This window comes from Mycolicibacterium peregrinum, from assembly GCF_001665625.1.
GTDB lineage: Bacteria > Actinomycetota > Actinomycetes > Mycobacteriales > Mycobacteriaceae > Mycobacterium > Mycobacterium peregrinum_B.
On the sequence record NZ_LZSY01000116.1, the window covers coordinates 39,567 to 53,056 of the forward strand.

The window sequence follows — 13,490 nt, forward strand, 5'->3', positions numbered from 1 at the left end:
CGATCGCAGGCCGGCGTTCAACGTCCATCGTTCGAGCATCAGGGCGACAGGACAAAGTTTTCTCGGAGCGGCCCCAATACCGCCGGCAAGCACGGGCAGTAGGCTCCCAACCATGCGAGTTGGTGTTCTCGGGGCTAAGGGCAAAGTCGGCGCGACCATGGTGCACGCAGTCGAATCGGCGGCGGATCTGACATTTTCGACCGGGGTCGACGTCGGTGACTCGCTGAGCTTGCTCACCGACACCAAGACCGACGTGGTCATCGACTTCACCCATCCCGATGTGGTGATGGACAACCTGAAATTCCTCATCGACAACGGTATTCACGCGGTCGTCGGAACCACCGGATTCACCTGGGAGCGCATCGAACAGGTGGAGGCCTGGCTCAAGGAGAAGCCCGAGTCCGCGGTGCTCATCGCGCCGAACTTCGCCATCGGCGCCGTGCTGTCGATGCACTTCGCCCAGCAGGCGGCACGCTATTTCGAATCGGTCGAGATCATCGAACTGCACCACCCGCACAAGGCCGACGCTCCGTCCGGCACCGCCGCACGTACCGCGAAGCTCATCGCCGAGGCGCGAAAAGGCATGCCGCCCAACCCGGACGCCACCAGCACCGGTCTGGAGGGGGCCCGCGGCGCCGATGTGGACGGGGTGCCGGTGCACTCGGTGCGGCTGGCCGGCCTGGTCGCCCACCAGGAGGTGCTGTTCGGAACGCAGGGGGAGACGCTGACGATCCGGCACGACAGCCTGGACCGGTCCTCGTTCGTGCCGGGCGTGCTGCTGGCCGTGCGGAAGGTCGGCGAGCGGCCCGGCCTGACCATCGGCATTGAGCCGCTGCTCGACCTGTCGTGAGCGACGGCGCGCGGTCGCTGCGCATCCAACTGGTGATCGGCTTCATGTGCCTGGCGCTGATCGTCTACTTCCTCATGCTGGGACGCACCGCGCTCATCTTCATCACCTCGGGTGAGCCGGCCGCAATCGGGCTGGGCGTGGCACTGCTGGTGTTTCCGCTGATCGGTATCTGGGTGTTGGTGACCACGCTGCGGGCCGGTCTGGCGCATCAACGATTGGCTCGGCTCGCCCGTGAACAGGACATGGAACTCGACGTCAGCGAGCTGCCGACCCGGCCATCGGGCCGTATCGAACGCGACGCGGCCGACGAACTGTTCGGGACGGTGAAGGCCGAACTGGAGGCCGACCCGGACAACTGGGTTCGCTGGTACCGGTTGGCCCGCGCCTATGACTTCGCCGGTGACCGGGGCCGCGCGCGCGAGACCATGCGCACGGCGGTGCGGATGCAGGAACAACAGTCGTCATGACCAAGACGCTGCTGGTGGTGCATCACACGCCGTCTCCGGCAACGCGAGAGCTTCTCGAGGCGGTACTCGCCGGCGCGCACGATCCGGACGTCTCCGGGGTTGAGGTGCAGTCCAAGCCTGCGTTAGCTGCGACCGTCAGTGACATGTTGGCCGCCGACGGTTACTTGTTCGGCACCACAGCCAATTTCGGCTACATGAGCGGCGCATTGAAGCACTTCTTCGATACCGTGTACTACCCGAGCCTCGATCACGTGGCCGGGCGCCCGTACGGGCTGTGGGTACATGGCAACAACGACACGGTCGGTGCTGCGGGTGCGGTCGACAAGATTGTGACCGGGCTGGCGTTGGCCAAAGCGGCTGACGTGCTTGAAGTTACGGGAGTGGTGGACGGAGCCGTCCGTGAGCGCGCCTACGAGTTGGGCGGCACGTTGGCTGCCACGCTGATGGACTGACGAGAGGACAGCTATGCCGGGGATCGCCGAACTTGCACTCGGAGCCGCGCCCATCGCCGGTGGCGCGATGCTCGGGGTGATCGCAGGCAACCTCAAACCGCCGGACATCCGCGGCATGATCACCAAGGACCTCGATCTGTTGGACCGGTTGCCCGCCGAAGACGTCGAACGCAAAGCGCGGCTCAAGGCCAGTATCGACGAACGTATCGACGGCTTGATCGATGCGAGTGACCGCAGCCGCGAAATCCGTGAGGCCGCGATGTCCTACCGTGGAAACTGGCGGGACATCGTCGTTTTCATCTGCGCGCTGCTGTTCACGTTCATCTGGTGGAACGTCAGTCACAGCCGCTCCAACTGGCTGGTGATGTTCATCGCGATGATCATCGTGTCCGTCGCCGCGGGCATTTACGCAGGCCGCGGAATCGTCCGCGCGATCAACAACTTCATGCACCGCAACGACGACAAAGCGCGGGCCTGAGCGAACCTCAGTAGTGGTACGTGTCGGACGGCGCCGGCACGTGGTCCGGGTCGTCGCTGTACTCGGGTTCGTGGATGCCGTACGCCCGGGCCAGATCCAGGATCTTGTTGGCCCGGGCGATCCGGGGCAGGTCTGACCCGTTGCGGATCTCACCGCCGTCGCGCTGGAATTCGGCGAAAAATTCCTTCGCCCAACTGATCTCGTCCTGAGACGGGGCCAGACCCTCGTTGACCGTGGCGCACTGATCCGGCGTCAGGCATATCTTGCCGGTCATCCCGAACTCGGCCGAGACCGCTGTCGCCTCCGACAGCCGCAGCGCGCTGGACCCCACGGTGGGGCCGTCGATGGCGCCAGGAAGACCGGCGGCCTTGGCGGCGATGGTGAAGCGTGAGCGCGCATACGCCAGCGTTGCCGGGTTGTCACCGAAGCCGGTGTCGCGCCGAAAATCGCCGATGCCGAAGGCGAGCCGGAACGCGCCCTTGGCCGAGGCGATCTCGGTGATCCGCTCCAGGCCCCGGGCGGTCTCCACCAGCGCGACGATGGGCACGTCCGGCAGGCGTCGGGCCGTCTCGGTGACATGGTCCACCGACTCGACCATGGCCAGCATCACACCGCCGACCGAGGTTCCGGCCAGCATCTCCAGATCGTCAGCCCACCACGGGGTGCCGAAGCCGTTGATCCGGACCCAGTCGCTGTTGTCGTCGGCCAGCCAGCGGGTCACCTTCTCGCGCGCGGCCACCTTGTCCTTGGGGGCCACCGCGTCCTCGATGTCGAGGACGACGATGTCGGCGTGCGAGCGGGCCGCCGGGGCGAACCGCTCGTACTGTGCGCCGTTTACCAGCAGCCAGCTCCGGGCCAGTACCGGATCGATCCGGAATCCGGGCTCGGTGGAATGGGACTCGTCGGAGAAGGGCTGGTCATACACGCCGTCAATCGTCGCCTACCGCCTATGCCGGGGTTAACGCGGCCCCGAACACCCGCTCGGTGTTCTCCCAGTGCCGCTGTGCGGCTGCCTCGTCGTACACCGCGGTGTGATCCGGCACCGCGAAGCCGTGGGCTGCGGGATAGAACTCGATGGTGTGGTCGACGGCTGCGCCCGACAGCGCATCCTCCAACCTTTTGCCGTCGTCCTCGGTGAACGACGCGTCGTTCTCGGCCGCGGCCACATAAACGGTGGCCTGGATCTTGTCGGCCAGCAGGTGGGGGCTGTCCGGGTCGTCTTCGACGGCCAGCCGGCCGCCGTGGAAGGACAGCGCAGCCGCGACTCGCTCCGGTACCCGGGTGGCGACGATCAACGAGGCACGGCCACCCATGCAGTAGCCAGTGGTACCGAACTTCTCGCCGGTGACGTCGGGCCGGGCCGCCAGATAGTCGAAGAATGCCTCGGCATCGGCGGCCAGTATCTCGGGGGTGAGAGTGCCCATCAGTTCGAAGAGCTGCCTGCGCTGCTCCTGGTCGGTGAACACGGTGTTGAGGTCGAAGGGTCCCCAGCCCGGGTTGCGGTAGTAGACGTCGGGTACCAGCACGACGTAACCGAATCCGGCCAGCTTGGCCGCCATCTCTTCCATGGTGGGCCGTAGGCCGCCGGCGTCGGGGAACAGCACGACGCCAGGCCAGGGACCTTCTCCCTCCGGTGTGGCGACGGTGACGCGGCAGGTGCCATCAGCTGTGGTGATCGTGTCTGTGGTGGTCGGCATGGCTCCGTTCTACTCTCCGTGCCGACACGTAAGCTGAGTGGCGTGCCGATCCCGACCCCCTACGAAGACCTGCTGCGAAAGGTGACCGAGCAGGGGGTGGCGAAATCCGATCGCACCGGTACCGGCACCCGCAGTCTGTTCGGACACCAGATGCGCTATGACCTGGCCGCCGGCTTTCCGTTGCTCACCACCAAGAAGGTGCACACCAAATCGGTGATCTACGAATTGCTGTGGTTTCTGCGCGGCGATTCGAACGTGCGGTGGCTGCAGGACCACGGTGTGACGATCTGGGATGAATGGGCCAGTGAGACAGGCGATCTGGGCCCGGTGTACGGCGTGCAGTGGCGGTCGTGGCCGACACCGTCGGGCGAGCACATCGACCAGATCTCGAACGCGCTGGATCTGCTCAAGCGTGACCCCGATTCGCGGCGCAACATCGTCTCGGCGTGGAACGTCGGCGAGATCCCCCAGATGGCGCTGCCACCGTGCCACGCCTTCTTCCAGTTCTATGTCGCCGACGGCAAGTTGTCCTGCCAGCTGTACCAGCGCAGTGCCGACCTCTTCCTGGGCGTGCCGTTCAACATCGCCAGCTACGCACTGCTGACCCACATGATGGCCGCGCAGGCCGGGCTCGGCGTCGGCGAGTTCGTCTGGACCGGCGGCGACTGCCACATCTACGACAACCACGTCGACCAGGTGGCCCTGCAGCTGAGCAGGGAGCCCAGACCGTACCCAGAACTCGTTCTGGCGCAACGTGACTCGATCTTCGACTACAGCTTTGAGGATATTGCGATTCTGAATTACAACCCGCACCCGGCGATCAAGGCGCCCGTCGCTGTATGACCGACGATCTTCGACAGCTGGCGATGATCTGGGCGCAGTCCACCTCAGGTGTCATCGGCCGTGACAACGGCATTCCGTGGAATCTGCCGGAGGACCAGGCCCGGTTCAAGCAGCTCACCCTAGGGCAGACAGTGGTGATGGGCCGGCTGACCTGGGAGTCGCTCCCGGCCAAGGTCCGCCCGCTGCCGGGCCGGCGCAACGTCGTGATCACCCGCGATCCCGGATACGTGGCCGACGGTGCCGAGGTACTGACCGGCCTCGACGACGTGTTCCGCGGCTGGGTGATCGGCGGATCGCAGATCTATGCCCAGGCCCTTCCGTTCGCGGTCCGCTGCGAGGTGACCGAGATCGACATCGACCTGCCTCCAGCGGCGGGCGACGCGATGGCGCCGGGGCTCGACGATTCGTGGACGAAGACCGCCGGAGAGTGGATGACCAGCAGCTCAGGTTTGCGGTACCGGTTCTGCAGTTACGTGCGCACGCGGTAACCGGCCAGCCGACGCACCTCACTGTCGGGGTCGTCGACGGCCAGCTCGTCGATCCGTCGCTCCAGGTTCTTCACCACCTCGCTGTCGAGGTCTCCGGGACCCATCGGTCCGATCAGATCGCTGAGAACGATGACCGCGTGGCGGCGGATCACGGGCTCGGAATGGTCGAGTCCGGGACGGACGCCCGGTAGGTCGGCCCCGTCCAGGGTGCAATAGCCGGTTCCGGGTTTCAGATCCTCTGCGACCGCCCCCGCGACCGCCGGATCGGCAAGCCCGGCGGCCAGCAGCGTGTAATCCAGTGGCAGGTGCGAGCGCCCCTGATCGCGAAACGAACGGTAGGGCGCAGCGACCGCCGCCGATCGGCTACCGGCCGGAAGATCGTTGCGCGCCAACACCTCCAGCCCGGCACCGAGGCGGCCGAGAGCCGCAGCCACCCAGTCGTGGGCGTTACCGCGCAGCGGCAGGGCCGCCCACAGCGCGTCCATCACCTCCGGCGTGACGATGTTGAGGTCGGCCAGGAATTTGGCGCCCGTCCAGGCGGTCTCGGGATGGCCGAGTGCCGCTACTGCGACCGGTACGGCGGCAGCACCGGTGTCGAGCAGGAGTTCGGTGGCGCGTTCCCGGCCGAGTTCGTGGCCCGGTCCGCTGACGAGACCGGCCGCCGCGGCGAGTGCTGCCACCCGCTGCTCGACGGGCAGGGCCAGAAGTTCACGTTCGGCTTCGGCAGAAGCGACGTACTCGGGGAAGTGACGCCGCAGCTCGTCGGCGGTCAATGAGCGGACCAGCAGGTCGGCATCCTCGTCGTCGAGGTAGACGACCACATCGTCGGGCAGGGTGCCGTCGGCGACGAGGGCGGTCCGCACCCCGGCCGCGATGGTCAGCATCGCCTCGGCGAACCGATCCCACACCTGCTCCCACTGCGCGCGGGGTAGGCCCGTGACCGCAGCGATGAGCCGATCACTCCACTCCGAATCGGTTTCGCCCCACTCGTAGTCCTGATGCTCCCAATCCGGCGGGCTGAACCGGCAATCCGGCTCCTCGACCGACTCCTCGGTGGCCAGCGCCAGATTCGGAAGGTAGATCACCCCGGTGGTCTCGGCATAGAACTCGCTGAATGCCACGGCATACGGCGTTTCTGAGGCGGCTGTCGCGACCAGCGCGCGGACCGCGTCCGCGGCAGCCAGGGTCAACTCGGTCTCGAACGCATCCCAGTCCACTGCCACGCGGACCAGTATCGCTCCAATCCGCTCCGCTACTTGTCGGTGCTCTTGCTCCAATCCGCTCCGCTACTTGTCGGTGCTCTTGCTCCAATCCGCTCCGCTACTTGTCGGTGCTCTTGCTCCAATCCGCTCCGCTACTTGTCGGGCCTGTTGCGCCAATCCGCTCCGCTACTTGTCGGTGCCGTAGGGAACGATGGCTACGTGGCCACCCTCACCAGCACACAGGCCCGCCGCATCGCCGTTGCGGCCCAGGGATTTCACGAATCCAAACCCCGCGGCCCGGTCACCCGCGCGCATCTGCGCAGGTTGATCTCCCGCATTCAGGTGCTGCAGTTGGATTCGGTGTCGGTGGCGGTACGGGCCCACTACGCGCCGGTGTTCAGCCGACTGGGGCCGTACGACCGCGATGCGCTGGACCGGGCGGCCTGGTCGCACAGCGCGCGTTCACCCCGGCTTCTGACCGAGTACTGGGCGCACGAGGCTGCGCTGATGGCGGTCGAGGACTGGCCGCTGCTGCGGTGGCGGATGCGGGAGTACACGCACGGGCGGTGGGGTACCGAGATCGTCCGGAAGAATCCCAAGTTGGCCGACGACATCGTGGCTGCGGTCGCTGAGCTCGGGCCGTCGACCGCCGGCCAGATCGAGGCACATCTCGAGTCCGAGCCGCGCGGCCGCAAGGGTCCGTGGTGGGACCGCAGTGAGACCAAGTGGGTCGCAGAGGCGCTGTGGTCCTCGGGCGTCCTGACGACGGCCACGCGGGTCGGCTTCGCCCGGCACTACGACCTCACCGAGCGGGTGCTGCCGGCGGAGGTGCTGACTCGGCACGTCGACGACGACGAAGCGGTCCGGGAACTGACCTTGCGCGCGGCGACCGCACTGGGGGTCGGCACCGAGGCCGACATCCGCGACTACTTCCGGATGGGTGCGCGGCAGGTCAAGCCGGCGATCGCCAAGCTGGTGGCCGACGGGCAGCTCGAGGCCGTCGACGTCGACGGCGCCCCGGCCTACCTGCGTGCGGGCCAGACGGTTCCGCGGCGCGACCGCGGGACCGCACTGCTGTGCCCGTTCGACCCGTTGATCTTCTTCCGGCCCCGGGTGGAGCGGTGGTTCGATTTTCACTACCGCATCGAAATCTACGTACCCGCGCCCAAACGCCAATTCGGTTACTACGTATGGCCGTTTCTGCTCGACGGAGAACTGGTAGCACGAGTCGACCTCAAACGGACCGATGCGGCGCTGCAGGTATTGGGCGCATTCTCCGAAGACGGCCGCGACCGTTCGCGGGTCGCAGACGCGTTGGCGGAGGAGTTGCAGTCGATGGCCGCATGGCTCGGGGTCGACGACGTGACCGTCGGTCCGCGCGGTGATCTCGCCGACGCGCTGCGCGTGGCGTTGCGGTGAGTGCGACGTGGCCGTTCGAGTCGAGTAACAAGGACAACGGCGATGTATCGCCACGAGCAGCGTAGCCACACCGCCCATTCACACGTACGAGACTCGAGCGTCGACATCGTCGGCTACACAACGTAACTGGGCTACCGACGTACCCGCCGGCACTGAGCGACCAGAGCGGTACCCGGTCTACTACTCATCCGTAGTGCAGGGCGATCATCGCTGATTGACGGCCAGTGCGGGGGCGTCGCCGTAAAAGCGGTCGCTACGTCGCTGCCACGCGGCGGTGCGGGTCAACCACCAGTCGTAACGTTGAACCTCAAGATGGCAGTCCGGCTCCGCATGCTGCTGGGCCCACCGCACGGCGGTGCGTTTGCGCCAGAACCCAGCGATCGGCATCACGCCGCCGTCAGGGCGGTGCATGAAGACATACCATCCAAAACTCAACGGGACCCCCCGGCCACCATCAGACAAGATTACCTAGACAAGCATACTAATCTTGCTGCCGGCCGGCACGGTTGGCCGGGCGGACCATGCCGACTACTGCGCGTTCGCCCAGTAGTCGGGGGATCCGCCCGGATGCCATCCCCCGTTGTAGCGTTTGGTGGAGGCCTCTTTCAGTCGTGCGCGCCCGTGCTCACCACCAATCGGCCGGTGGTCTCGCGGGCGGCCATCCGCGCCAACGCCTGCGGCAGTTGATCCCACTCCACGTTGTCGCCCACCACAGTCTGCAGCCGGCCGGTACGCATCAGCTCGAGAATCTGCACGTGGGCGTCGAGGCCCTCGGAGCGCGCCGGCCAGTTGAACCCGAGCGTGCGGCGCACGGCCAGGGGATCGGTCACATAGACCAGGCAGACCCCGCACACATCGAAGTTGCCGTAGGCGATCGGACGCGGCGAGATGTAGTCGCCGTCTTCGAGGGCGATGTCCTCGGCGAACCCTGCCATCAGGTGACGTCCGTTGAATCCCATGCAGCGGAACGTATTCGTCGTCACGCTTCCGCCCACCGCGTCGAACGCGACGTCGACGCCGCGGCCGTAGGTGAGGTCCATGACCTGCTCGACCCAGTTGTCGTCGCGGTAGTTGACGGCGTGGTCTGCGCCCAGCTTCCGGCAGAGCTCCAGCTTCTCCTCGCTGCCGGCGGTGGCGATCACCTTGGCGCCCAGCGCCTTTCCGAGGACCAGCGCACCCGACCCGGTGCCACCGGCCGCCGCGTGCACCAGCAGCGTCTCACCGGGTTGCAACCGGCCGCGTTCGCGTAGTGCGAACCAGCCCAGATGGAACGGGTAGTGCAGGGCGGCGCCGTCGACGTCGCTGACCCACTCCGGCAGATCGAGCACTGTCGCCGCGTCGACGATGGCGTACGACGCATACCCTCCGAAGGCCATCACCGGGATCCCGACCACGCGGCGGCCGACCAGATGTTCGGCACCCAGGCCCGCACTCTCGACCACTCCGACCGCTTCCATGCCCGGCACGAACGGCGGCTGCAGGGGCAGCGTGGTGTAACGCCCCTTGATGATGTCGATGTCGTTGAAGTTCAGGCAGAACGCGCGGACTGCGACGCGGACTTCGTTGGGGCCGGGTGCACGCACCTCGACGGTTTGGCGTTCGAGTACCTCGGTGGGTTCGCCGAGCGCGGTGGCCACCCAGGCCTCCGCTGTGATGGGCTGTGGTGCAGGCTGGTTCATTTGTCCTCCGTAGGGGTGAGAAAGCGCTCGCGGTAGGCGCGGAATCGCTCGGCCAGGGCGGCCGGATCGAGCTGTAGATCGGCCGGGTCGTAGATGACGCCCCCGTAGCGCCCGCGGGGGTGTTCGGTGAGGAAGTCGCTCATGGCCGCGCGGACGTCGTCGCCGAACGGCTGGTCGGCGAGCCGGTAGATGTCCGCGAGCGTGGCCCGCTCGTCGGCCATGAAGTCGTCGAACCGGACGTCGATGGACTGCCCGGTGGGCAGCACATCGCGATCCCGGATACAGCCGGCGAGCAGATCGTCGATGCGGCCCAACCAGTATCGGGTCACCTTGGCCACGTCGGGCTGCGTGACCGCCATCCGCATCGAGTAGCAGATCATGGTCATCATCGACAGCGTCACCTCGACCGGATCGCGGTGCGTGACAATGAAAGTGGCATCGGGGAAGGTAGCGGCCAGGGTCGGGAACTGCTCGAGGTGCTGGGGTGATTTCAGCACCCAGCGGGTTCCCCCGCGCAACCACTGCATGGCCTGCAGGCTGCGCTTCACATGCGCATAGGACGGCGCCTGATCGTGTGCCTTGTAGTGAGCCGCGAAGCTCGGCACGTAATACATGGTTTCCCAAAGCATCCCGGAAATGTCATTTGCCAGGAGCTGGATCTCCTCATGGGCGTGCTCGACGGTCATGTCGTGCATCCGCTTGAACTCCGGCATCGAGGAGTTGATCAGTTCGAGGCCGGCAGCGCAGCGGTCCCCCCGGGGTCCGGGTGTGTCTTCTTCCCCGGGCGCGGGCACCGGCTCGAGGCTCTCCCAGTACGGCAGGTGGCGCAGCGCGGGATCCGCGGCGAGCAGGTTGTGCAGATGCGTGGTGCCGGTGCGGGGCAGACCGCAGATGATGATCGGCCGCTCGATCGCGATGTCCTCGATCTCGGGATGGTCGGCGATCAGTGCCTCCAGCCGCAGCCGATTGACCAGGCTGCCCACCAGCTGCTCGAAGGCCATTGCCGTGCCGGAGTCGCACAGGCCGGCTTCCTCACGCAGCGCGGTACACAGCACGTCGAGACGTTCCCGGAACGCCGGGTCACCGAAATCATCCAGCCCGGACCGCTCGGTGGCGGCCGCCAGCAGCGCCTCGGGGTCCAGCTCCAGATTCGCACCGTAGGCGGCCAGTCCGTCGCGGATCGGTTGGGCGGCGGCAGGATAGACAGGGTTGGCCAGGTCGTCGAACCGGATGGGGGCGGGACGCTGCAGGTCGGCGGTCACAGGGCCGCGACTTCGGCCACGTCGACCACCCGACACTGCGGGTGTGCGGGGGTCTCGTCGGGCAGGAACCAGCGCAGCCAGATCAGGCCCTTGGGCCGGCCGGCTGTCGAGACCCAGTTCGGGTGGCCCGGGTCCTTGTCGCTGATGACGATCCGCCACGACCCGTCCGGTTCGTAGGTGACATGGGCGCCGTTGATCGTGACGCGTTCGTGCGTGTAGTCGAAGGTGTGCAGGAACGGATTCCACAGGCAGAGGTTCCAGAACACGCACTCGGGCGAGGTGCCCTCGATGATCAGGGCCTGATCCGGTTCAAGGTCGTAAGCGCCCATGGCGTACGCCGCGTCGGCGGCTGACCACCCGTAGGCGTTCTGGGGGACCGGGAACGGTGGGTGCAGCTGGTTGGCGGGCTCAACCCTGGTGGGCAGGAAGGAAACCTGCTCGTGCAGCCAGGCCTTGGCGTACCGGAAGCGGCGGGCCAGATCTGCGGCGCTGTCGGACCGCCGGGCGGGCGGGTCGAGCGCCTCGATTCGCCACGTCGGGCGGCGGTCGGTGGTGGGATCGTTCAGATAATCACGGGTCAAGGCGAATTCGGTGTCGGCGTCCAGCTTGAGCCAGGCGCCCGGGTGGGAATCGGGGCTCATGATGAACTCGAAGTTGCCGTCCTCGTCGAACTCCAGGTCGCGGTTGTTGATCGTGCCGACGATGCGGTCGCTGTAGCGGCCTTCACCAGGCCCGCCGTAGACGGTCATCGACAGGTACACCGCATCACCGCGGTTGCCGGTGACTCGATAGGTGCGCGCCGGGTTCAGCGGTGCGAGCTGATAGAACGCATCCGAATTGTCACCGCCCCACTTGAGGTACGGGCTGATGACGTCGACAAGGATGGGCTTGTCCCGGTCACCCCACACGTAGGCGTCGACGCTGACCCGCAGCAGGCTGAACGTGAGGCGGTACCCGTCGAGCAGATCGGGTTCGCTCAGCGCGGGCTCGGCGGTCAGCAATTTCTGCTCGATGCCGCGCAGCTCGTCGAGCAGCGCGTTGAACGCCTCTGACAATTCGGCCTTGTCGGTCATGGTCGGTCCTTCTTTCGTGGTTGTTTACGTCCTGCTCCTTCGGTCAGCAAGGAGCACAATCGATCTGCGGTGTCGTCGACATCGATGTCCGGTTCCATGTGCGCGGCGTAGAACGCGGTGCCGATCAACGCTTGGTAGACCATGTCGACGTCGACATCGGGACGGACCCGGCTCTGCTCCACGCCTGAGGCGACCAGAGAGCGGAAGGCGCCCTTGGTCTGCTCATCGAGCAGTTGCTGGGTCTTGATGTGTAGTTCCGGGTCGCGGCGACGTTCGGTCAGGATGCCGAGTGCGGCGGCCTCCACCACGGGATCGCGCCAGAAGGTGAGTACCGCCGACGTGAAGCCGCGCAGGTCGGCGTCGAAATCTCCTGAGAGCGACAGCAGTTCACCACCAGGTGGCTGGCCGAAGGCGGCATCGAAGACGAGGTGGGCCTTCGACGGCCACCGCCGATAGATGGTGGGCCGGCTGACGCCGGCCTCGCGGGCGATGGCCTCGATCGACAGTTGGTCGTAGCCGTCACGTGCGAGCAGGTCGCGGGTGGCGCGCATGATGTCGTGCTGAGTTTGTGGATCACGTGGCCGTCCCGGGCCTGTGAGCGAGGACACACGATTAAGTTACGATGCGTCACGTAATTAGGTCAAGAGGCAAGTTGGTCTGGATGCGCGCCGCTGTCGACACCGGGGTCGTGGTTGTCGTCGAACAGCAGCCCTGCCGTCGAAACCGACGCGGAGATCCGCCAGGAGAGCGGTCAGGTCCCGCGGTCAATCAGGTCGAACACCATCACGGCATGTGAAAACCGTTGTGGGGTAACGCCCACCGGGCCATAAGGATGGTCGAGCATGAAGACGAGGAAGAGCAGCAGGGCCAGCAGCACAGTGACGGTGCTGACCAGGATCATGTGGGCGCGGCTGCTCTCGAGGCGCATGAAGCTGGCCAGCGTGATCAGTACCAGGCTGCCGAAGATCAGGGCGCACCACAACAAGACGGGTATGCGTGGACTGGAGTTGAGGATGCGCGCACTGCGGTCCGAGGTCAGGACAGCCAGTTGGCTGAGGAACTGACTGTTGATCGGGCTGGCGGTCGAGTCCGACTTGGCAGTGCCGACGATGCGATACATCTCAGTGAGTGCGTGTCGGCCGTTGTTGCTGATGGCGCCGAACTCTTCCTTGCCCCATCCGGGACCCTGTACCGCTGCGGTGTAGGCGCGCAGCTGTTCACGCACCTGGGTCTGTTCCGGCTGCGGCATGGCCACCGTCTGGCGGTACATGGTGACCAACGTCGAGGCTTCGTTGGACACGTTCGTCTGCGCGGAGAGATATTGCTGCCATCCGACGACAACGGTGAACCCCAGCAATGCACCGTAGACGAGGCCGACGACGGTGAGGAACGGTGACAACACCGAGTTGTGCTCAGGGCGGGTGTCGCGCGCGATGACGCGGCTGGCGAGCAACACGCTGCCGACCGCCAGCGCCACGGCGCCGACGACAACCACCGCAAGCAGGAGCCAGGTTCCGAACAACCCGAAGTCGCCCATAGATGAGAAGGATGCCAGCAAACTTCCCGTCGCGAAGGCGGAT

Annotated in this window: 16 protein-coding genes; 7 read left to right on the forward strand and 9 right to left on the reverse strand. The window is 66.2% G+C overall.

Annotation, left to right across the window (positions count from 1 at the left end; all coding sequences use genetic code 11):
* Positions 1-112: 112 nt before the first annotated feature.
* The 4 genes from dapB to A5779_RS18395 are packed head-to-tail and all read left to right on the forward strand — an operon-like array spanning position 113 to position 2,247.
* The gene (gene dapB / locus A5779_RS18380) at positions 113-850 is read left to right on the forward strand and encodes a 4-hydroxy-tetrahydrodipicolinate reductase (RefSeq protein ID WP_064884326.1); all 738 of its coding nucleotides are present in this window, start codon (positions 113-115) and stop codon (positions 848-850) included.
* Entirely contained in the window at positions 847-1,317 is a 471-nt protein-coding gene (locus A5779_RS18385) for a hypothetical protein (RefSeq protein ID WP_064884328.1), read from the forward strand. The genes dapB and A5779_RS18385 overlap by 4 nt, the downstream gene beginning before the upstream one ends.
* The gene (locus tag A5779_RS18390) at positions 1,314-1,769 is read left to right on the forward strand and encodes a flavodoxin family protein (RefSeq protein ID WP_064884330.1); all 456 of its coding nucleotides are present in this window, start codon (positions 1,314-1,316) and stop codon (positions 1,767-1,769) included. Before A5779_RS18385 ends, A5779_RS18390 begins: the two co-directional genes overlap by 4 nt.
* Before the next feature lie 13 nt (positions 1,770-1,782).
* Positions 1,783-2,247 carry a hypothetical protein gene (locus A5779_RS18395; protein ID WP_064884332.1) on the forward strand — a complete coding sequence of 155 codons (465 nt, stop codon included), beginning with the start codon at positions 1,783-1,785 and terminating at the stop codon, positions 2,245-2,247.
* Between the two features lie 7 nt (positions 2,248-2,254).
* Here A5779_RS18395 and A5779_RS18400 read toward each other — a convergent pair whose 3' ends face one another.
* The gene (locus A5779_RS18400; protein ID WP_064884334.1) at positions 2,255-3,172 is read right to left on the reverse strand and encodes an HpcH/HpaI aldolase/citrate lyase family protein; all 918 of its coding nucleotides are present in this window, start codon (positions 3,170-3,172) and stop codon (positions 2,255-2,257) included.
* 22 nt (positions 3,173-3,194) lie between these two features.
* Positions 3,195-3,944, reverse strand: coding sequence for a dienelactone hydrolase family protein (locus A5779_RS18405; RefSeq protein WP_064884336.1), 750 nt, complete (start codon positions 3,942-3,944; stop codon positions 3,195-3,197).
* A 42-nt stretch (positions 3,945-3,986) separates the two neighbouring features.
* Here A5779_RS18405 and A5779_RS18410 point away from each other — a divergent pair, with 42 nt between their 5' ends.
* Complete coding sequence (locus A5779_RS18410) at positions 3,987-4,787, forward strand: thymidylate synthase (RefSeq protein ID WP_064884338.1); 801 nt, start codon at positions 3,987-3,989, stop codon at positions 4,785-4,787.
* Entirely contained in the window at positions 4,784-5,275 is a 492-nt protein-coding gene (locus A5779_RS18415) for a dihydrofolate reductase (RefSeq protein ID WP_064884340.1), read from the forward strand. The genes A5779_RS18410 and A5779_RS18415 overlap by 4 nt, the downstream gene beginning before the upstream one ends.
* Here A5779_RS18415 and A5779_RS18420 read toward each other — a convergent pair.
* Positions 5,257-6,498: a DUF4303 domain-containing protein gene (locus A5779_RS18420; RefSeq protein WP_165609801.1), complete on the reverse strand. Its 1,242-nt coding sequence runs from the start codon at positions 6,496-6,498 to the stop codon at positions 5,257-5,259. The two genes, A5779_RS18415 and A5779_RS18420, sit on opposite strands and share 19 nt — an antisense overlap.
* Before the next feature lie 198 nt (positions 6,499-6,696).
* On the opposite strand from A5779_RS18420, the gene A5779_RS18425 reads away from it, so the two are divergent.
* Positions 6,697-7,896, forward strand: coding sequence for a winged helix-turn-helix domain-containing protein (locus A5779_RS18425; RefSeq protein WP_064884344.1), 1,200 nt, complete (start codon positions 6,697-6,699; stop codon positions 7,894-7,896).
* A gap of 204 nt (positions 7,897-8,100) precedes the next feature.
* Here the strand turns inward: A5779_RS18425 and A5779_RS18430 are convergent, their stop codons facing one another.
* From A5779_RS18430 to A5779_RS18455, 6 genes are all read right to left on the reverse strand, one after another.
* On the reverse strand, positions 8,101-8,307 hold the full coding sequence (locus A5779_RS18430; protein WP_064884346.1) for a hypothetical protein: 207 nt from the start codon (positions 8,305-8,307) through the stop codon (positions 8,101-8,103).
* A 194-nt stretch (positions 8,308-8,501) separates the two neighbouring features.
* Positions 8,502-9,575, reverse strand: coding sequence for an NADPH:quinone oxidoreductase family protein (locus A5779_RS18435; RefSeq protein WP_064884348.1), 1,074 nt, complete (start codon positions 9,573-9,575; stop codon positions 8,502-8,504).
* Positions 9,572-10,837 (reverse strand): sulfotransferase family protein, encoded by a 1,266-nt coding sequence (locus A5779_RS18440; RefSeq protein ID WP_064884350.1) that lies wholly within the window; start codon positions 10,835-10,837, stop codon positions 9,572-9,574. Before A5779_RS18440 ends, A5779_RS18435 begins: the two co-directional genes overlap by 4 nt.
* Positions 10,834-11,910 (reverse strand): DUF1214 domain-containing protein, encoded by a 1,077-nt coding sequence (locus A5779_RS18445; RefSeq protein WP_064884352.1) that lies wholly within the window; start codon positions 11,908-11,910, stop codon positions 10,834-10,836. Before A5779_RS18445 ends, A5779_RS18440 begins: the two co-directional genes overlap by 4 nt.
* A complete protein-coding gene (locus tag A5779_RS18450; protein WP_064884353.1) occupies positions 11,907-12,518 on the reverse strand; it encodes a TetR/AcrR family transcriptional regulator in 612 nt (203 codons plus the stop codon). The genes A5779_RS18445 and A5779_RS18450 overlap by 4 nt, the downstream gene beginning before the upstream one ends.
* 143 nt (positions 12,519-12,661) lie before the next feature.
* Complete coding sequence (locus A5779_RS18455) at positions 12,662-13,447, reverse strand: bestrophin-like domain (protein ID WP_064884356.1); 786 nt, start codon at positions 13,445-13,447, stop codon at positions 12,662-12,664.
* Positions 13,448-13,490 lie beyond the last annotated feature (43 nt).

What these genes read in the sequence shown, in the direction of transcription:
- dapB (WP_064884326.1), top strand. Translation starts at nt 113, where the DNA reads ATGCGAGTTGGTGTTCTCGGGGCTAAGGGCAAAGTCGGCGCGACCATG.
- A5779_RS18390 (WP_064884330.1), top strand. Translation starts at nt 1,314, where the DNA reads ATGACCAAGACGCTGCTGGTGGTGCATCACACGCCGTCTCCGGCAACG.
- A5779_RS18395 (WP_064884332.1), top strand. Translation starts at nt 1,783, where the DNA reads ATGCCGGGGATCGCCGAACTTGCACTCGGAGCCGCGCCCATCGCCGGT.
- A5779_RS18405 (WP_064884336.1), bottom strand. Translation starts at nt 3,944, where the DNA reads ATGCCGACCACCACAGACACGATCACCACAGCTGATGGCACCTGCCGC.
- A5779_RS18415 (WP_064884340.1), top strand. Translation starts at nt 4,784, where the DNA reads ATGACCGACGATCTTCGACAGCTGGCGATGATCTGGGCGCAGTCCACC.
- A5779_RS18430 (WP_064884346.1), bottom strand. Translation starts at nt 8,307, where the DNA reads ATGCACCGCCCTGACGGCGGCGTGATGCCGATCGCTGGGTTCTGGCGC.
- A5779_RS18435 (WP_064884348.1), bottom strand. Translation starts at nt 9,575, where the DNA reads ATGAACCAGCCTGCACCACAGCCCATCACAGCGGAGGCCTGGGTGGCC.
- A5779_RS18445 (WP_064884352.1), bottom strand. Translation starts at nt 11,910, where the DNA reads ATGACCGACAAGGCCGAATTGTCAGAGGCGTTCAACGCGCTGCTCGAC.
- A5779_RS18455 (WP_064884356.1), bottom strand. Translation starts at nt 13,447, where the DNA reads ATGGGCGACTTCGGGTTGTTCGGAACCTGGCTCCTGCTTGCGGTGGTT.